This window comes from Pseudomonas sp. G3-19, assembly GCF_054855875.1.
In genome coordinates this window covers 721485-740083 of the sequence record NZ_JBMPIQ010000003.1, presented here as the reverse complement: position 1 = coordinate 740083, position 18599 = coordinate 721485, and the positions used below count along the sequence as shown (strand labels likewise).

Here is an 18599-nt window from a genome sequence, read left to right as displayed (position 1 = left end):
AGACCCGCATGACGCTACGCACCGCCACCGATGGTGACCAGACAGCCCTCTTCGACTTGCATCGAGCAGTCTTCCGCGAACACATCGAAAAAATATGGGGCTGGGATGAGAGTTGGCAACGCGCAAATTTCGCGGTGGAATTCGCATGCACAGCCACTTCGGTTATTGAACAAGACGGCCGGCTTGTTGGCTATGTGCAAATACTGGACAAGGAAGACCGAATCCATGTTCAGAACATCGCTATTTCGCCCGAATACCAAGGCAAGGGCATTGGCTCGCAGATTCTGAAGAACCTCCAACTGGAAGCCGCTGCCCGCAAGGTGCCGTTGCAGTTGGGCGCTTTTCGCACGAACACTCTGGCGCAGAAGCTCTATGAACGACTGGGTTTTCGCAGGACTGGGGCGACGGACACGCATATCGAAATGTCGTGGACAGGCCATGACAGCCAGCAGCCGTGATCCGGATCCAACCGCATAACAGACCTTCCCCGATTCAACCTATCCGGGTTCGAGCACTCATGCCTGCCTGACATCACCTTCATGTCAGCCTGGCAACCGACCCTGTCGGCAATACCCCGTCCTTCTCAAGCGCAGTCAGTTTCGCGACAACTCGGGCACGCTCGCTTTCCGATGTTTCCCGGTCAGTAATCGAGTAAGTCTGGCCATAGACCCATGCACGCAACTGCTCAAGCACGGAGGGTTCAGCAGGTGTGCGAGACAGCTGCTGCAACAGATACCCGGCTTGTGTCCATTTGGGCATCAGTTCAAGCAGTGCCTGACGTCGAGAGGCGGACAGCGCTGGCCAGAGGGTCTCGAGCTGAGCGCTGAATGCTGACTCGATGACTTTCCATGGCTGCGGGCGCAGGCCGCGTACCCCGGCCTCGAACACCGGGCGTGACGGGTCCGCGATCGCCGCGATCAGTAAATCAGGCCTGCCCTCTCCTTCGAGGCTCAGGACCAGTGCCCGAACCTCGCCACTGTTTTGGCTGAGGGCAGCGTTCATCCACCCTTGCGGGATCGCCATGCCAAGCGACTGCGCCAACCCGAGTACGCCAAGCCAACGGGCTTTGGTAGCGGGAATCTCGCCTGCCAGTTGCGCTTGAAGTACCTGCAACGGGTCGACGCCATACTTTCTGGCGGCCCAGAGTGCAGTCGATCTTGCTGCAGACGATGGGTCGGTCAGAAAGTCTTCGATCAGTCGTGTGCGATCCGTTTGCAACTCAATGGCTTGCAGAAACGACAGGCGCCTGAGAATGCTGCTGTTGCTGGCGAGTCCATAGGCGATGGCCTTCTGCGCCGATTCCAGAGGCAGCGCCATTGCCCTGCCGAGCGCAGCTCGCCGCACACTGAAATCTGCATGATGAAGGCTCGCGACAAGAAACGCCTCCAGCTCATCTGCGCGCTTTGTCTGAGCGAGTACCCTGAAAAACAACCGCGTACAGGCGCCACGGCTGGTTTCGAAGGCAGCTGTGGTTTGCGCGAGGCATTCGGGTGTTGCCAGCAGCGCTTCAAGCTTTTGGATAGTAACGCCGTGGTCTTCGCGTCGGCGCTGCTCAAGGGCAAGGATGGCGGGAGTCTTGGCGATCAGCCAAGGGCCATACTCGGGGGTCAGGTAGTCTGCGAAAGCGTCTCTGGCCGCCGCACGTACCTGCGGCACCCAGTCGTTGAGCCGCACGATAATGGACGCCAGCCGCTCGGTCGATTGCGATGAGCGGATTTGCCGTAGACCGGCCTCCCTGTGGAATCCATCCCAGGACATGACCAGCCACTTCCAGTCACGCACTGGCAATACTTCAGGTGGATCTACTGGATCTACTGGATCTACTGAGCGTTCGGTTTTTGCAGTGGTGGATGTTTTTCCGGTGAGTCTTTGCAACAAAACTTTCCACATGGAGCTGACTATCCCTGACGTCCGAACATTGGCGTGAGCCATAGCATGCCTGTCACCGTCGCTTTTTTAAATGCAGGGTTCTCTCACAACCTATCTTTCAACCACAGCGAAACACGCAAGCCACACCGCCCCACTTCATCGACAAAACTCAAACCCACCCGAATCCCCGTCCGTTCGGCGATCGCCCTGACAATCGACAGCCCCAACCCGGACCCGGCCTCGCCGGTGCCCAGGCTGCGGTAAAACGGATCGAACACCAGCGCCTGTTCTTCGGCGCGGATGCCCGGCCCCGAGTCCTTGATTTCGATGCGCGCGCCCTGCTCCGTCCGTTCGACGCTGAGGTCGACTCGTCCGCCCGCCGGGGTATAGCGGACGGCGTTATCCACCAGGTTCTTGATCAGGATGATCAGATCCAGTTCGCTGATGACGACCTGCACATCCTCGACGCTCTCCACGCCGATATCGATGTCTTTGTTCTCTGCCAGTGGCAGCAGGTCTTCCAGCACTCGGCGGAACACTGCATGCACCGACACGGCGGCCTCGGCGCGTTGCGCGATTGATTGTGCGGCGGCCAGAGCGAGCAATTGCTCGATCAGCTTGCGACTGCGCTCGATCCCCTGAGCCAGCGGCAGAAAGTTCTGCCGGGTGTCAGCCGACATGGGCGTAGCGGCCAATCGCTCAGCCTGCAGCGACAGCGCCGTCATCGGCGAGCGCAGTTCATGGGCGGCATCGGCGATAAACCGTCGTTGCGCCTCCATCGCCTGCGCAACGCGGCGCAGCAATCGATTGATCGCCACGACGAAGGGCCGGATTTCGCTCGGCAAGTGCTGTTCATCAATCGCATGCAGCGCCTGTTGGTCGCGCTGATCGATTTCCGCCGAGAGCGTCGCGATCGGGCGAAACAGCTTGCGCACCAGATCCCCCACCACCAACAGCAGCACCGGAAACAGAATCAGAAATGGCAGCAGGCTGCGCCAGGCGCTTTCCCGGGCTTCCTTGTCGCGCACATCGGCTTCCTGCGCGACCGCAATGCGTTCGCCTGCCGAGGTGGTTCTGACCAGCACACGATAGTGTTCACCGGCGATATTCAGCGTCGCCAGACCATCGGCCAGGGTCAGGGGAAAGGGCAACGGAATGCTCGCGTCATCAGTGCCGACGGCTTTGCTGCTGTCGGACAGGTATTGCACGGTGATCCGCGAGTCTTCGTCATCGCCAACGACCTGCCCGGCAGCGGGATAACCCAGGGTCATGTGCTGCCGATCGAACAGCAGCGCCACCTGACGCAGGCTTTCGTCCTGCATTTCGTGCGCTTCGTCGAGTGCCGAGATGAACGCGAATGCACCGGCGAGCAAGGCGACGATGAGTATCGCCAGTGACAGCGTGATGGATAGCCGTGACTGCACCGAGTCGCTCAAACGCCTTTTGAAACCATCCATCCCATCCCCCTGACATTCCTGATGACATGGTTGCCCAGTTTGCGCCGCAGCGAATGGATCAAAAACTCCACCGCGTTGCTTTCCACTTCGTTGCCCCAGCCGTAAATCCGGTCTTCAAGTTCGCTGCGCGAGAGAATCGCCCCCGGGCGGATCAACAGTGCCTGTAACAGCGCAAACTCGCGGCTGGAAAGCTGCACATCGGCGACTTGCGCGGTAGAGGCCTGTTTCGAAATCAGGTTCAGCGACACCTCGCCGTTATCCAGCAACGATTGCGCGTTACCGCCGCGACGGCGCAATACCGCGCGCATCCGTGCCAGCAACTCGGCCATGGCGAACGGTTTGAGCAGGAAGTCATCCGCACCGCCATCGAGGCCGCGCAGCCGATCATCGAGGCCATCGCGGGCGGTAATAATCAGCAGCGGCACGGGGTTGTTGCGCGCGCGAATGGCATCCAGCACATCGAGCCCGTCCTTGCCGGGCAGGCCGAGGTCGAGCAACACCAGATCGTAGGTCTGGGTGTCCAGCGCCGCCAGCGCGGTGAGGCCGTTTTTCACCCAGTCGGTGGCGTAGCTCGCTTCCTTGAGCGCCGCCTCGATGGCTTCGCCAATCATCAGGTCATCTTCGACCAGCAGAATCCGCATGCAGCGCTCCGACAGAAAAAGGCGCGACGGTCATTGCCATCGCGCCTGTATTGAAGCACTTGAACCGACGTTTGTCCGCCGCCGGTTCAGCGCTGCGATCACTGCTTGCCGTTCATCGAATCGAAGGCCTTGAGCAGGTCGTCCATGGCCGCCTTGCAGTCAGCCTGCTTCGGCGAGTTGGCGCGCAGAGCATCCAGCGCGCGGTCAATGGCCTTGTCCAGTACATGCCAGTCGGCAGCGGCACGCGGCTTGATGCCGGCTTCGGCAGAGTCCCAGGAGGTCTCCAGATCCTTGATCCGGGTCTTGGCGCCGAGCAGGTCGTTTTTCTCGACTAGCGTACTGACGTCAGCGGCGATGTTGCGGAACTCGCTCAGGTCACCCAGCTTCGAGCCCGATTGCGGCGGCGCGCTCAAAGAGCTGGTCGGCGTGCCGACAGCGGGCTTGTCGGCGGGTTTCGAGCAGCCGGCGAGGCTACCGAGCAGTACCAGAGACGAGATGATCGCGACGTGGCGAAAAGCCGTTTTGAAGGCGTGCATATTGATTCCTTGATGGGTATCCAAACGTTTATTGAGTGAGGGTTTTGCGATTGCCAAGGCTGATCTGCGCGACCGCCACCAGCAGCACGATGACGCTGAGGAAGATCGCACTGGTCCAGGCGGCGCCCATGCCCAGGCCACCGTAGGTCTTGGCCTGAGTCAGCAAGTCACCGAGAGAGGCGCCGAACGGACGGGTGAGGATGTAGGCGATCCAGAAGGTCAGCACCACGTTGGCCCCCATCCGCCAGGCCAACAGCGTCGCCGCGATCAGCGCGCCGAATATCACTGCACCGACGGTGAAGCCCAACCCCAACGCTTCGGTTGCCAGGTCCCCGGCGGCAGTGCCCAGGGCAAAGGTGCAGAGCACAGTGGACCAGTAAAAAAGCTCGCGCCGCGGCGTGTTGATTTCGCGGATCGACAGGTTGTTCTCCATCGTGAACCAGATCAGGAAGTTAACGGCCAGCAACACCGAGAACACCGCAGTGCTGACGTACAGGCTGATGTCGAGCATGTCGGTCATGATGTCGGTGATCTGCGTGCCGACGATGCTCACCAGCACCACGGTCAACCAGTAGATCCAGGGCGTATACGCGGTTTTACGCATTTGAAAGAACAGCGCGCACCCGAGTAACAGCGCCATGCCGATGCTGGTCCAGCCAGCACCGAAACCGGCATCCACGGCGAGAAAGTCGGCGCCGGTTTCACCCACGGTCGTCGAGAGAATCTTGATCACCCAGAAGGCCAGTGTCACTTCGGGGACTTTGTTAAGCCATCCGGCTTTTGCGGGATTCATGTGTGGATCGCCTCTGCTGTCCAGCGCTGAACTTGCGCTGGGGGGAAGATACGAGCCAATACTTAGCTGAGACTGAGGGCCTACACGGCACGGCCGGCTCACTGGCCCGCCCTGCTCGCCTGAAATTTTCCGCCGCGCCCGGTTCGATCACCTAACCTCATAGCTTGTGTGATCAACGAGAACCGGCCCCTCTCATGCGCAACACATTGAAGTTATTGTTGTTTGTCGCGCTGCTCCTGCTCGCTGCGGGCAGTTCGGCGTTGTGGGCGGCGGATTTGCCGGCGCCTTCGGCGACCACTGCGGCGCCGCTGGTGGAGGTCTCGCAAAGTGATCTGCAAGCCCTGCAACTGCGCCTCGACGGGCTGAAGCAGCAGATTTCCGCCGCCAACAACTACAACCAGCTCGAAGGCCCGCAAGACCGGGTGCAAACGTTCATTCTGGACATCGATCGGTTGTCGGCTTCGTTGTTGCCGCAGCAAGCTCAATTGACGGTGCAACTGGGGGTGCTCGGCGCAGCGCCGGATACGCAGATTGCCGCCGAACAAGCGGAAATCGCCGCGCAACGGGCGCAGCTCAACGAGCAAAAAAACAAGGTCGATGCCACGCTCAAAAGCCTTGCCGCGCTCAAACAAAGCGCCGCCGAGCTGATCACGCAAATCGCCGGCATTCGCCGCACACTGCTCGAAAGCGAACTGACGCTGCGCACCGACAGCATTCTGAGTCCGGCCTTCTGGTCGCCATTGGTGTCGCCAGAGCCGGATGACCGCCAGCGACTGAATTTTTTCATCAATCAGGTGAACCTCACCTGGGCCACGGTCTGGGCACCGGGGCAACGTTTTTTCACCTGCGTGCTGGTGCTGCTGGCGCTGGCTTTCTGGACGGTCGGCCGCCGACTCGCCGAGCGCGGGCTGACCTGGTTGTGCATCCACCGCATGCCGGAGGGGCGCTTGCGCCGTAGCGCGCTGGCATTCGCCTCGGCGCTGGCGACCCTTGGCACCACGGCCATCGCCCTGCATCTGCTGTTCTACGCCTGCACCCGCCACGAACCGCTGACGCCAGTGCTGCAGACTTTTTCCGAGGAATTCGAAAAAGCCGTCTACGCCTGCGTCCTGATCACCGCGTTGAGCCGCGCACTGCTGTCGACCAAACATCCCTCATGGCGGCTGCCGGCGATTGCCGACTCGGTGGCGCTGGCACTGAGACCCTATCCAAGGATTCTCGCGGCCATACTGCTGGTGCTGGTGACACTGGTGCAGGTCAGCAATGCCACCGGCATGAGCAGCCAGATCGTGATCGCTCAACGTGGGGTGATTGCCATCGTGGTGATCGTGATTCTGGTGCCGCTGCTGTTGCGCGTCGGCAGAGTGCGCAAGGCGTTGATCAGCGCCAATGAACCAGAGGCCGGCAGCACATTTGCCGGGGCGATCTACAGCATCGCCACGGTGTGCATGTGCGTGTCGGCGCTGGCCTTGCTCACCGGCTACGTGTCGCTGGCCCGCTTCGTCACCTATGAATTGGTCTGGGCCTATATCGTGCTGGCCGGGTTCTATTTGCTGATTCAAGTGGTCAAGGATGCCTGCGAATACCTGTTCTCGCCGCGCTACTCGGCCGGTAAAACCATCAAGCAGACCCTGGGCATGGGCGACCGGCGGCTGGAGCAGATTTCGATTGTGCTGTCCGGTGCCAGCCGCGCCGGGCTGCTGTTGCTGGCGGTGATTACCCTGTTCGTCGGCGGCATCGGCACCACGTTCGGGCAACTGACCACCAATGTCATGGGCATTCTCGGCGGCGCCGGATTGCGCAAGCTGAACATCGTTCCCGCGCATCTGATCAATGCCGTGCTGGCGTTGCTGATCGGCATCTACCTGATCCGCGCTTTGCGCCGTTGGCTCGACAATGAATTCCTGCCCAAGACCGACATGGATCCGGGCATGTGCGCGTCGTTGAGCACGCTGTTTTCCAACATCGGTTATGCCACGGTCATCCTCCTGACGCTGTCGTCGCTGGGCGTGCGCTGGACCAATCTGGCGTGGATCGTCAGTGCGCTCTCGGTGGGGATCGGTTTCGGTTTGCAGGAGATCGTCAAGAACTTCGTCTCCGGGCTGATCCTGCTCACCGAACGCCCGGTGAAGGTCGGCGACCTGATCAGCATCAGCGGCGTCGAGGGCGACATCCGCCGGATTAACGTGCGCGCCACGGAAATTCAGCTCAGCGACCGCTCCATCGTGATCGTGCCCAACTCGCAACTGATCTCGCAGAACCTGCGCAACGTCACCCTCGGCGGCAGCGCCCAGGGGGTGGCAAGCCTGGAGCTGATGTTCCCGCTGGACATCGACCCCGAACAGGTCAAGGAATTGCTGCTGAACACCTACCGCGAAAACGAAAACATCCTCGACAAACCAGCGTCGTACGTGCGCTTCAGCAAGCTGTCGCCGGATGGCATCACCTTGACGGTGACCGGCTACGTCGGCAGCCCGCGGATTGTCGGCGGGACCAAGAGTGATTTGCTGTTCGAAATTCTCAAGCGGTTGGGGGATGCGGGGATTGCGCTGGCGAAACCAGCCTCCGCCCCGTAACAGCCCCCCTGTGGGAGCGGGCTCTGCGTTAAACACGGAATGTATGCCTGTCATTAATCCATTGTGGGAGCGGGCTTGCTCGCGAAGACGCCGGCACAGGCAAAACCTCCGGCGACTGACACTCCGCTTTCGCAAGCAAGCCCGCTTCCACAGGGGCTCTGCGCTAAACACAGAATGCATGCCTGCCATTTATCCATTGTGGGAGCGGGCTTGCTCGCGAAGACGCCGGCACAGGCAAAACCTCCGGCGACTGACACTCCGCTTTCGCAAGCAAGCCCGCTTCCACAGGGGCTCTGCGCTAAACACAGAATGCATGCTTGTCATTAATCCATTGTGGGAGCGGGCTTGCTCGCGAAGACGCCGGCACAGGGAAAATTTCCGGCGACTGATACTCCGCCTTCGCGAGCAGGCTCGCTCCCACAAGGGGTTCTGCGCTAAACACGGAATGCATGCTTGTCATTAATCCATTGTGGGAACGAGCCTGCTCGCGATGAGCCTCACGCCGGCGCCCAACGCCGATGCAGCCAGCGCGCGAACGCATCCAGGGCAAAGCCCAGTACGCCGATCAGCAGTACCATCGCCATCAGTTCCGAATACGCCAGGCGGTCCCGCGTATCGAGGATGAAGTAGCCCAACCCGGCGCTGACCCCGAGCATCTCGCACGGCACCAGCACGATCCACAGAATGCCGATCGACAGCCGCACCCCGGTCAGCACATGGCCGAGCACGCCGGGCAGGATCACCTTGCGCAGGGTTTCCCAGCGGGTGGCGCTGAGGCTGCGGCTGAGTTGCAGCCAGCGCGGGTCGAGCTGGCGCACACCGGCCACGGTGTTGAGCAGGATCGGCCACACGGCGGCAAAGGTCAGCAGAAAGTAGATCGGCTGATCGCCAACGCCCATCAGCATCACCACCACCGGCATCCACGACAGCGGCGAAATCATCCGCAGAAACTGAAACGCCGGCGTGGTCGCTGCTTCCAGATGCCGGTAGCTGCCGATCATCAAGCCCAGTGGCACGCCGATCAGCAGCGCCAGCAGCAGACCGACCAGAATCCGCTTCAGGCTGACCAGCACATGCTCGTACAGCTCCGGGCGCAGCAGCAGTTCGCCGAGGCTCGCCAGGGTTGCCTCGGGTGAAAAGCGCAGCGCCAGGCTGTCGTTGCCGCCGAACACGTGTACGCCCAGCCACCACAGCAGCAACAGGCCCAACAGTCCCGCCACACCCAACAAACCATGAACGGTCGAAGAAGATCGCTGACGCATCAGAGGCTGAACTCCTCGCTGCGTTCGAAGCTTTCCGGTAATCCGAATGCCTTCATCCCGCCGACTGTAGCAATGGCATTGCGCACGAAGCGATCGTCTACCAGATCCCGAGCGGTTTGCTGCGGATCGAGGTTGGCAAGGAAACCCTTGTCGCCCTCGATCAGCGTGTCCTTCAGACGTTTGACCAGTTCTTCGGTGTAGCTGGGGAACGGGTACGGCTGAAAATCGATGCGCTGCTCGTCCCAATGGCTGTGCTGGATCGCGCCGCTGGCCAGATACTGCTCGCGGTCGCTAGTGGCCGGCGACAGCACCCGGTCGAGCACCGGTTGCGCGTGCGGCGTGTAGCGATTGGCGCCGTCCTTGGACAACAGTTTCGCCGCCTCGGCGCGGTTGTCGCGGGTCCAGACCTGCGCCTTGACGATGGCGTTCACCACTTTCTGCGACCACTCGGGGCGGTTGTTCAGATCCTGCTCGTGCATGAACACCACGCAGCAGGCGTGATTGCGCCAGACGTCGCCGGTAAAGCGCTGCACGCGGCCAACCTTGAGTTCCTCGGCCAGCGCATTGAACGGCTCGGCGACGATGTAGCCGGCAATGCGTTTGCTCGCCAGGGCTGGCGGCATGTCCGACGGCGGCAGCACCAGCAGATTGACCTCGTTCGGCGCCAGCGCGGCGCTCGCCGATTTGCTCACCGGCACCAGACCGTGGTCGCGGAACAACTGCTGCACCACCACGTTATGAATCGAATACCAGAACGGAATCGCCACCGACTGCCCGCCAAGTTGCTTGACCTCGGTGATGCCCGGCGCCACGGTCAGGCCCGAGCCGCCGACGTGGTTCCACGCCACGACCTTGGCCGGCACCTTGCTGCCGTAACGCGCCCACACGGTCATCGGCGAAAGCAGGTGAATCACGTTGACCTGCCCGGAAATGAACGCCTCGATCACTTGCGCCCAACTGCGCAGCAGCACCGGGCGCTCGGCCTGAATGCCTTCGGCTTCGAACAGGCCGTTGTTGTGCGCCACCAGCAACGGCGTGGCGTCGGTGATCGGCAGGTAACCGATGCGCACCGGCGCGTTCGGCTCGGACGCGGCGCGGGCGTTGAGGCTGTTGAGCAGCGGCAACGCGCCGCCAGCGGTCAGCAGCGCGCTGAGTTTGAGGAAGTCACGACGTGTGTGAGTGAAGTCGTCCAGGCACATGGTCAATCTCCGACATAGCGGGCACAGGTTGAGTAAGAGGATTGCGGCTCGCCCGCCGAAGGGTTTTGAGGATGTCGATGCGCAGCGCGCCCAGTTCCTCGACCAGCTCGGCACGCGGCTGAGGCAGGTCGATGCGCCACTCGCCGAGGATGTGCGCCGGGCTGTTACCCAGTAGCAGAATCCGCTCGGAAAGCAGCAGGGCTTCGTCGATGTCGTGGGTGATCAACACGGCTGCGGTGTGGTGCTCGGCAATCAGTTGCAGGAGCAACTGCTGCATGTCGGCGCGGGTGATTTCATCCAGCGCACCGAACGGTTCATCGAGCAACAGCACCTGCGGCTGCCGCGCCAGACAGCGGGCCAACGCGGTGCGCTGGGCCATGCCGCCGGACAACTGCGCCGGGTGCTGCTGACGTGCATGTTCGAGGCCGACCGCAGCAATGGCGTGGTCGATCCGCGCCTTGCGCTGCTCGGCCGTGAGATGCGGCTGGCGGGCGAAGTCGAGACCGAAGGCAACGTTGTTTTCCAGGGTCAGCCACGGCAACAGGCTCGGATCCTGAAACGCCACTGCGACCCGTGGATGCGCACCGGTCAGCGGTTCGCCAAGCAGGCTCACCCGCCCCTGTTGCGGTGCCTGCAAACCCGCCAGCACTCGCAGCAGACTGGATTTGCCGACACCGCTGGGGCCGAGAATGGTCACCACTTCACCGGGCTGCAATTGCAGGTCGAAGTGTTCCAGCACCGTGTGCCAGCCCTGCTCTCGCGGGTAGCCGAAGCTGATGCCCTGCGCCTCCAGCACCGGCGCCGTCATGCCGTCGCTTCCCGTTTCTGCCGCTGTAATTCGGCGCGCAGTTGCACCAGGCTTGGGGTGACAATCGGCACGAACGCCGACTCGCGCCAGCGCCGGGCGAAACCGCTGCCGTGCTCGGTCAGATAAGCCTTGCCGCCGCTCGATTGCAGTTCCAGTTGCACGGCGTTGGCGGCGGATTCGGCCAGCGCGATGCGGATCTGGAACAAGGCGCCCGGCTGGGTCAGGAAACGCCCGTCGTGCAAACCTTGCTTGAGCGCATCGACGCTCTGCGCCAGTTGCTCGCGTTGTTCCTGCAACGGCTCCAGCAGAATCGAACGGCCGTCCTGCAAATGTCCTTCGACCTCGGCCAGCGCCCGTCGCGCCAGACCGATCGCCATACCGCATTGCAGACCGAGAAACGCCGGGCGCACCGCTGGCAGAAACTTGCGTGCATCTTCATGCAGCAGCCATTCGCGTCCGACCGCCACTTGCGCGAAATCGATCGCAGCCGTGTTGCTCGATTGCAGCCCCATCAGTTGCAGGTCGGCGGAACGTTGCACACCGGCCGCGTCATCCGCAATCGCCAGCACGAACGGCGAACCGCCCTCCTCGTGCTCGATCGCCGCCGCCACCACAAAACCGCTTTTGCGCAGATTGGTGACCCAGTGCAGGCGCCCGTTCAAGGTCCAGCCGTCTGCGGTGTGGGCGGCGCGCACTTGCAATGCCTCGATGCCGGACAGGTACTTCATCGCGTTGGACAAACCGGTGGCGCCGGCCAGTTCGCCGCTGAGCAACGCCGGCAGCAGTTTTTCCCTCAGCGCAGTGTTGGGGCTGTGCAGCAGGTATTCGATAAAGGCCCGTTGGCCCCAGAACACAAACGCCGCCGCCAATGAATGGCTGGCGACGGCAGCCAGGGTTTCCACGGCATCACTGACGTGACCACCGCTGCCGCCCAGCGCCGGGCTGATGCCGACCCGTAGCACCCCGGCCTGCGCCAGTTGCGTCAGCACCTGTTGCGGATCGCCGTCGCCCGCATCCAGGGCCTGGGCGTTGTGTTCCAGCCATTGCATCAATGCCGGATTGAGCATGTCGTTTCTCTCCTTGTACGCAGCCGCATCAACCATAGACGATGCGGCCTGAAGCGCTGGCCGATTACGCGCGATACGGCGCCAGCTCGGGGTTGAGCGGCGTGCCGGCGAACACGTTGGCGAAGTTGCACAGGGTCGCCAGGCTGATGCCGAGGATCACTTCCAGCGCATTGCCTTCGGTGTAGCCGGCAGCCTTGAATTGGTTGAAGGTCTGGTCGCTGACCTTGCCCCGGGTGGCAATCACTTCGCGGGCAAACGCGGCCAGGGTTTCCAGTTTTTCCACGGGCACGGTGGCTTTCTCACGCAGCGCACTGACCACTTCCGGCGGCAGTTTTGCCTTATTCAGCGCGACGGCGGTATGACCTGCGACACAGAAATCGCAACCATGGTTGGTCGCCGCAATCAGTTGCACCACTTCGCGCTCGGCGAGGCTGAGTTCGGACTTGCCATTGAGCGCCGATACCGTAACGTAGGTTTCCAGCGCGGCCGGGGCATTGGCCAGCACGGCCAGCAGGTTCGGAATGAATCCGGAGTTTTTCTGCGCATTTTCCAGAAACGGTTTGGCGGCTTCGGGAGCGCTTTGCACGGTGTGAAGAGTGACGCGCGACATGGAGTGGACTCCTGCTGTTGAGTGTCCGGCCAGTCTGTTGGTTATAAAAATTTCGATCCATATTCTAAAGTAGCGATTACTTGCTCCTGAGTGTTTCCATTAGATGATTTCGTCCAGCCCCCTGGTTGATTGGTTATTAGAAAGCCTCGAACTCGATGCCAGCCTGTTTCACGTCGGGCGCTATTGCGGTGGCTGGCATGCAAGTACGCACGGACTGGCGCGCGCCAGTTTTCACTTGATCGTGCAGGGCCGCTGCTGGCTGCACATTGACGGGCAGGAGCAGTCGATAGTGTTGAACGCCGGAGATGCGGTATTTCTGCTGCGCGATCTGAACTACCGCCTCTCCAGCGCCGAAGAGCCGGCACTCGCCCAAACGCTGCCGCGCAGGGCCATGACCGCGCTCGACAGTCAGGCACAGGATGGCGTCGGGCTGGTCTGCGGGTTCTTTCATTTCAAGTCCGGGCTGTCGTCGCTGATCATCGAAGGCTTGCCGGACTGGATCATCCTGCGCGCGGGCGATCCTTCTTCGAGCGCCGCGCGAGCCTTGTTCGAGTTGATCCTGCAAGAGTGCGAACGCTTGCCGGCGCCCTCCTCGGCGCTGCTCGAACGCTTGAGTCATCTGCTGTTTTTGTATGTGTTGCGCCAACAGATGGCCGACAACCAGAGCCTCGGCGGCCTCGTGGCTTTGGCGCGCAATCCGCAGTTCGCGCCGTTGCTGGACCAGTTGATCGAACAACCGCAATTGCCGTGGTCGCTGGAGAGCATGGCGGCGAGTATCGGCCTGTCGCGCTCGGCGTTTTTCAAACGCTTCAACGAACTGGCCGGGCAATCGCCGGGGCAGGTATTGCTGGCGTTGCGCATTCGGCATGCCTGCCAGTTGCTGCGGGCCAATCACACGGTGGAACAGGTGTGCGCGGCGGTGGGCTATCAGTCGATCGCCGCATTTACCCGAGCGTTTGCCAAGTCGGTGGGTGTGCAACCGGGGGCTTATCGCAAGCAGCATGAGGGGCGCTGAGCGGCCTATTTGCAGATGGCGTTTCCCAGCGTCGATCAGCACACCACACAACCTGTGGGAGCCGGGCTTGCCCGCGAAGGCGGCGGTACATCCAGCACCTTCATTGCCTGACACACCGCTTTCGCTGGCAAGCCAGCTCCCACATTGGATCTGTGCTGATCACCAACCGTGAGCACACCACACAACCTGTGGGAGCCGGGCTTGCCCGAGATGGTGGCGGTACATCCCGCATCTTCATTGCCTGACACACCGCTTTCGCTGGCAAGCCAGCTCCCACAGGGGAGATGTTTCGATCAGCGGATTTGTGTACACCACAAAACCTGTGGGAGCCGGGCTTGCCCGCGAAGGCGGCGGTACATTGAGCATCCAGGACTCGTTGGTTTCTTATTCCATTAATCAACCAAAAAACCACTTTTTAATCTTTTATGGCTATTAACCCCGCCCCTTATAATTGCGCGTCTGCACTAACTCATAAAAAGGGATATTCCATGCAAAGACGCCTGTTACTGGCCGCACTGTTCGTCACTGTCGCCGGTTGTGCCAGCCCGCCGCCTGCCGCCGTTCACACCCATGACCCCACCAGTTCAACCCTGCAAGGCGACGCCACGCGTCCGGCACAGGCACAGTGGATCCGCACCGAGCTGTACTTCTCGGTGGGCACCGTGGATGGCAAGGAAGGCGCGGTCAGCCCGGCGCGCTGGCGCGAGTTTCTCGACAAGGAAGTGACGTCGCGGTTTCCCGACGGTTTCACCGTGTTCGATGCCTATGGGCAGTGGCGTGATCATGGGGCGAAGGAGCCGGAGCGGCTGAGCACCAAGGTCATCGTGATCCTGCACGAGAACAATCCGCAGAACGCCGGCAACATCGAGGCAATTCGACTGGCGTACAAACGCATTACCGGGGACTTGTCGGTACTGCGTCTGTCGCAACCGGCCGACGTATCGTTCTAATCGCTGATCTGGCCGAGAGCTTGCCGAGGCGTCGACGCCAGGCGGCTCAATCCCACCAGCAGCAGCGCACCGACCACCAACACGCCAATCCCCAGAAACGCGCCCCACCCCACCACCTTCACGCTCGAATAGAGCATGTACAGGCACAGCCCGAAAAACAGCAGCGGCAACAGCGGATACCACGGCACCCTCACCGGCCTCGGCACCTCAGGGAAACGCCGGCGCAGAATGATCAGCGCCAGGCTGCTGAAGCTCAGAAATAGCCAGTACACCGGGGTCAGGTACTCGACCATGGTGTTGAAGCCGCTCTGGGTGAAACTGCCGAACAGCACCAGCAACAATGCCACCGCGCCCTCCGCCAGCAAGGCCTTGCGCGGCACGCCGTCGCGTTCGTGCCACTCGCCAAAACGACGCAACTGCGGCACATCGCGAGCAGCGGCATAGGTGGTGCGGGCGCCGACCAGCAAGGTCGAGTTGATGGTAGCGATGGCCGCGATGCCGACCATCAGCAGAATCAGCAGCACCCCCGGCGCGCCGAATGCACGGTTCAACAGTTCCACCGCCGGTGCATTGCTCGCCGCCAGTCCGGCGAATCCCAGGCCTCGCACAAACGCCCAGTTCAGCGCCAGATAAATCGCCATCAGCAGCGTCAGCGCACCGAGCATGGCGATGAAAATCCCTCGCCGCCCATCGCGCACTTCCGCCGATAATGTGGCCGCATCGCTCCAGCCGCCAAACGCCAGAAACACAAAAATCATCGCCGCCGAAAACCCGGCCATACCGGTGTTTTCCGGCGCAACCGAAACGCTCGCTGGCGCCGCTTCAATCCCCTGCCACGCCAGCCACACCCCGGCGCTGGCGATGCTCAGAAAGCCCAGCGCCAACAAGCCGACCAACAACGTCTGGGTGATGAAACCGATGTGCTTGCCGGTCAGATTGAGCAGCACCAACGCGGCGATCACCCCGCCAGCAAACAGCCCCGAGCCGTATCGACCGAGCGGCACCACGGCATTGACGTAATCAGCAAACATGAACGCCGACAAGGCGATCCAGCCGGTGTGCATCACCGAAAAGCGCGACCAGGCGAACAGGAAACCCATGCGCTCGCCATAGGCCGTGCGCAGAAAGTGATAGTCGCCGCCAGGATGTGGAAATGCCGCGGCCATTTCGGCAAAGCACAACGCCCCGGCCATCGACGCCAGGCCGCCGAGCACCCAGACCCAGTAGAACCAGGCAGGCCCGACGTTCAGCGCCACGGTTGGCGCGGTTTTCAGGATGTCGGTGGTGATCACCATGCCCAGCGTGATCAGCAACGCCTGCAGCACCGGCAGATGGCGCTTGGGGCCGTTGGAGTGATTCATGGAGAGTTCCGCAAAAAGTCCGCCATCCGTGGCGGATCGGCTCAGAAGCCGTAGGTGGCGCTGGCGTAGTAGTACGCGCCGTTGGTGCCGATCGGCGACAGCACGTCATACGGCAGGTTGCCGCCGTAATTGATCGCCGAGCCGGAGCGCTCCGGGTAGTTGTCGGTGAGGTTGTTGCCGCCCAGGGCGACGCTGAATTTCGGGGTGAATTTGTAGGTCACCTCGGCATCCAGTTGCCACACCGCGCCATAGGTCTGCTCCGGTTGCGAGTCGCCGAAATCGAACACCCGGGTGGTCTCGCCCTGACGGGTCAGACGCCCGAGCAGGCCCCAGTGTTCGCTGGCCCAGTTGGCGGAAAACACGAAACGATCCTTGGGCGCAGCGTCGGTCAGGGTGTTGGTTTCTTCGACACCGACCAGTGCATCGTTGCCGATACCCAACGCCGTCAGTTGCGAGGGTGTGCCTTTGGTGTTGGTGACTTTGGTGTGGTTGTAGGTGTACGCGGTGGTCAGGCCCAGTTGCCCTTCGTACAGCGGCTGATGGTAGTTGAGCACCAGTTCGGCACCGTGGGTGCTGGTGTCGGCGGCGTTGGTGAAGAAGTTGACGTCGTGCACCCCGGCCACGCCGAAGTTGTCGTTGATGTATTGCTCCATGGCGTCGCTGCCGATGCGCTGCGACAGGGTGATGCGGTCCTTGACGTCGATGCGGAACACATCGAGCGAAGCGTCGAAGCGTTCGTTGAGCTGGAAGGTTAGCCCCAAGCTGAAGTTCTTCGAGGTTTCCGGATCGAGCTTCTCGGCCCCCAGCGCGCGGGCGATCGGGTCGTTGACCGAGAGCACACGAATATCGGTGAGCGTGCCGCCTTCGCCGAAGTTGCTGGTGGTGTTCTGGAAACCGCTCTGCGCCAGCGATGGCGCGCGGAAGTTGTTCGACACCGCACCGCGCAGCGCCCACTGCTCGGTCAGTTTGTAGCGACCGCTGAGCTTGCCGGTGAGTTTGCTGCCGGCATCATCGTAATGTTCCCAACGCGTGGCGGCGTCGACGAAGAAGCGCTCGGTGAGATCGCCCGACAACTCGGCGTAAGTCGCGAACACGTTGCGGTCCAGGTCCGACTCTTCGCTGGGGCGCAGACCGTTGGCACCATCAGCGCCGGAGCCAATGTAAGAGGCCTCGTCACCCGCGTAGGTCAGGTAGTTTTCGTAGCGATATTCGCCGCCCAGCGCCAGCACGAACGAGCGTCCGCCCAAGCGCAGTTCGCGGCTGAAATCGAGGTTGGTGGTGGTCTGGCGCAGCTCGTAATCGCCGGTGTCGAATTTCGTCGGCGAGTCCTCGCCGAGGCTGACGTTAAGGGTGCGGCGGGTGGATCCGTCGAAGCGGTTACGGCCATGGGTAAGGCTGCTGTCGAAGTCCCAGTCTTCGCCGATCATGCCTTTGAAACCGGCGGTGGCAGAGACGTCCTTGTTGTCGCCCAGCGACTGCGGCAGGTAGCCGTTGGGATAGAACTGCGGCTGCTCGTAGGGGTAGCGATAGAATTCGGCGCCGGTGGTGTGGCGCTGGTTGTAGGTGCCGAAGCTGTAGGCCTTGCCGCCGGCCAGCGGCAGCTCGCTGTTGAACCACAGGTTGACGTCCCGCGCCAGGCCGTCGCCCATCACGTAGTTGCGCTGGTCCGGGGTATCGGCAAAACCGTCGAAACCGGCGCGGTTGGTCGGGTTGCGATTTTTGTACTCGGTACCGCCGCGAATGAACCCGCCCTCTTCACCCAGACGCGTGCCGATCTTGGCCGTGGTCACGCTGTTCTGGCCGTCGGTGGTGGTTCTGCCGATGGCGTCCTGATGGGTGTGAAACGCGCCGTAGCTGGTGGACACTTCGCCGCCCTCGGGCGCGTCGTCGAGGATGATGTTGATCACCCCGGCAATCGCATCGGAACCGTACTGCGCACCGGCGCCGTCGCGCAGCACTTCGATGCGTTTGATCGCGCTGATGGGGATCGAGTTGAAGTCCACCGGCGCCGTACCGCGACCGATTTTCGACGAGTCGTTGACCACCGCTGAAGTGTGACGACGCTTGCCGTTGACCAGCACTAGCACCTGATCCGGGCTCATGCCGCGCAGCTGTGCGGCGCGCACGTGGTCGGCGCCACCGGAGTTGGACTGACGCGGCATGCTGAACGATGGCAGCAACGTTTGCAGCGCCTGACCCAGCTCACCGTCGGCCGCGCCGGTGGACTTGAGGTCGGTGGCAGTCAATATGTCAACCGGCACCGGAGAATCCAGCACCGTGCGAGCAGTGCCACGGGTGCCGGTGACCAGCACGGTACCCAGCCGTGTGTCATCGTTAACGCGCGTGGAAGTGTCTTCGGCTTGCGCCGGAACTTGCCAGATCGCACCGACAACCGCGATGGCCAGTAATGAACGGGAACGCTGATACATGGGACAGCTCCTTTATCGCAGCTAAT

16 protein-coding genes are annotated in these 18599 nt (G+C 61.9%); 4 read left to right on the top strand and 12 right to left on the bottom strand.

Features of this window, described 5'->3' with window-relative positions:
* Positions 1 to 8 precede the first annotated feature (8 nt).
* Positions 9 to 458, top strand: coding sequence for a GNAT family N-acetyltransferase (locus ACOYXI_RS03270; protein WP_461674306.1), 450 nt, complete (start codon positions 9 to 11; stop codon positions 456 to 458).
* 79 nt (positions 459 to 537) lie between these two features.
* Here ACOYXI_RS03270 and ACOYXI_RS03265 read toward each other — a convergent pair whose 3' ends face one another.
* The 5 genes from ACOYXI_RS03265 to ACOYXI_RS03245 all read right to left on the bottom strand — a co-directional run bounded on the left by ACOYXI_RS03265 (position 538) and on the right by ACOYXI_RS03245 (position 5296).
* The gene (locus ACOYXI_RS03265) at positions 538 to 1890 is read right to left on the bottom strand and encodes a hypothetical protein (protein ID WP_461674305.1); all 1353 of its coding nucleotides are present in this window, start codon (positions 1888 to 1890) and stop codon (positions 538 to 540) included.
* Positions 1891 to 1973: 83 nt separating this feature from the next.
* Positions 1974 to 3326 carry an ATP-binding protein gene (locus ACOYXI_RS03260; RefSeq protein WP_461674304.1) on the bottom strand — a complete coding sequence of 451 codons (1353 nt, stop codon included), beginning with the start codon at positions 3324 to 3326 and terminating at the stop codon, positions 1974 to 1976.
* Positions 3302 to 3967, bottom strand: a complete 666-nt coding sequence (locus tag ACOYXI_RS03255) for a response regulator (protein ID WP_098968331.1) — start codon at positions 3965 to 3967, stop codon at positions 3302 to 3304. The genes ACOYXI_RS03260 and ACOYXI_RS03255 overlap by 25 nt, the downstream gene beginning before the upstream one ends.
* 98 nt (positions 3968 to 4065) lie before the next feature.
* Entirely contained in the window at positions 4066 to 4503 is a 438-nt protein-coding gene (locus ACOYXI_RS03250; RefSeq protein ID WP_461674303.1) for a hypothetical protein, read from the bottom strand.
* Between the two features lie 28 nt (positions 4504 to 4531).
* Entirely contained in the window at positions 4532 to 5296 is a 765-nt protein-coding gene (locus tag ACOYXI_RS03245) for a COG4705 family protein (RefSeq protein WP_098968329.1), read from the bottom strand.
* A 194-nt stretch (positions 5297 to 5490) separates the two neighbouring features.
* Here ACOYXI_RS03245 and ACOYXI_RS03240 point away from each other — a divergent pair, with 194 nt between their 5' ends.
* On the top strand, positions 5491 to 7872 hold the full coding sequence (locus tag ACOYXI_RS03240) for a DUF3772 domain-containing protein (protein WP_461674302.1): 2382 nt from the start codon (positions 5491 to 5493) through the stop codon (positions 7870 to 7872).
* Between the two features lie 497 nt (positions 7873 to 8369).
* On the opposite strand, the gene ACOYXI_RS03235 is transcribed toward ACOYXI_RS03240, so the two are convergent.
* The 5 genes from ACOYXI_RS03235 to ACOYXI_RS03215 form a co-directional block, all read right to left on the bottom strand.
* Entirely contained in the window at positions 8370 to 9134 is a 765-nt protein-coding gene (locus ACOYXI_RS03235; RefSeq protein ID WP_461674301.1) for an ABC transporter permease, read from the bottom strand.
* The gene (locus ACOYXI_RS03230; protein WP_461674300.1) at positions 9134 to 10333 is read right to left on the bottom strand and encodes an ABC transporter substrate-binding protein; all 1200 of its coding nucleotides are present in this window, start codon (positions 10331 to 10333) and stop codon (positions 9134 to 9136) included. Before ACOYXI_RS03230 ends, ACOYXI_RS03235 begins: the two co-directional genes overlap by 1 nt.
* Positions 10299 to 11141 carry an ABC transporter ATP-binding protein gene (locus ACOYXI_RS03225; RefSeq protein ID WP_461674299.1) on the bottom strand — a complete coding sequence of 281 codons (843 nt, stop codon included), beginning with the start codon at positions 11139 to 11141 and terminating at the stop codon, positions 10299 to 10301. The genes ACOYXI_RS03230 and ACOYXI_RS03225 overlap by 35 nt, the downstream gene beginning before the upstream one ends.
* Positions 11138 to 12208, bottom strand: a complete 1071-nt coding sequence (locus ACOYXI_RS03220; RefSeq protein WP_461674298.1) for an acyl-CoA dehydrogenase family protein — start codon at positions 12206 to 12208, stop codon at positions 11138 to 11140. The genes ACOYXI_RS03225 and ACOYXI_RS03220 overlap by 4 nt, the downstream gene beginning before the upstream one ends.
* A 64-nt stretch (positions 12209 to 12272) precedes the next feature.
* Positions 12273 to 12818 carry a carboxymuconolactone decarboxylase family protein gene (locus ACOYXI_RS03215; protein ID WP_461674297.1) on the bottom strand — a complete coding sequence of 182 codons (546 nt, stop codon included), beginning with the start codon at positions 12816 to 12818 and terminating at the stop codon, positions 12273 to 12275.
* 103 nt (positions 12819 to 12921) lie between these two features.
* Between ACOYXI_RS03215 and ACOYXI_RS03210 the strand changes: the two genes are divergently transcribed.
* Both ACOYXI_RS03210 and ACOYXI_RS03205 read left to right on the top strand, forming a co-directional pair.
* Complete coding sequence (locus ACOYXI_RS03210; RefSeq protein WP_460357730.1) at positions 12922 to 13833, top strand: cupin domain-containing protein; 912 nt, start codon at positions 12922 to 12924, stop codon at positions 13831 to 13833.
* A 488-nt stretch (positions 13834 to 14321) separates the two neighbouring features.
* The gene (locus tag ACOYXI_RS03205; protein WP_098968323.1) at positions 14322 to 14783 is read left to right on the top strand and encodes a DUF3574 domain-containing protein; all 462 of its coding nucleotides are present in this window, start codon (positions 14322 to 14324) and stop codon (positions 14781 to 14783) included.
* Here ACOYXI_RS03205 and ACOYXI_RS03200 read toward each other — a convergent pair.
* Together ACOYXI_RS03200 and ACOYXI_RS03195 are read right to left on the bottom strand one after the other, a co-directional pair.
* Positions 14780 to 16144, bottom strand: coding sequence for an APC family permease (locus ACOYXI_RS03200; RefSeq protein WP_461674296.1), 1365 nt, complete (start codon positions 16142 to 16144; stop codon positions 14780 to 14782). The genes ACOYXI_RS03205 and ACOYXI_RS03200 overlap by 4 nt on opposite strands.
* 41 nt (positions 16145 to 16185) lie before the next feature.
* Positions 16186 to 18573, bottom strand: coding sequence for a TonB-dependent receptor plug domain-containing protein (locus ACOYXI_RS03195; RefSeq protein WP_266277304.1), 2388 nt, complete (start codon positions 18571 to 18573; stop codon positions 16186 to 16188).
* Positions 18574 to 18599 lie beyond the last annotated feature (26 nt).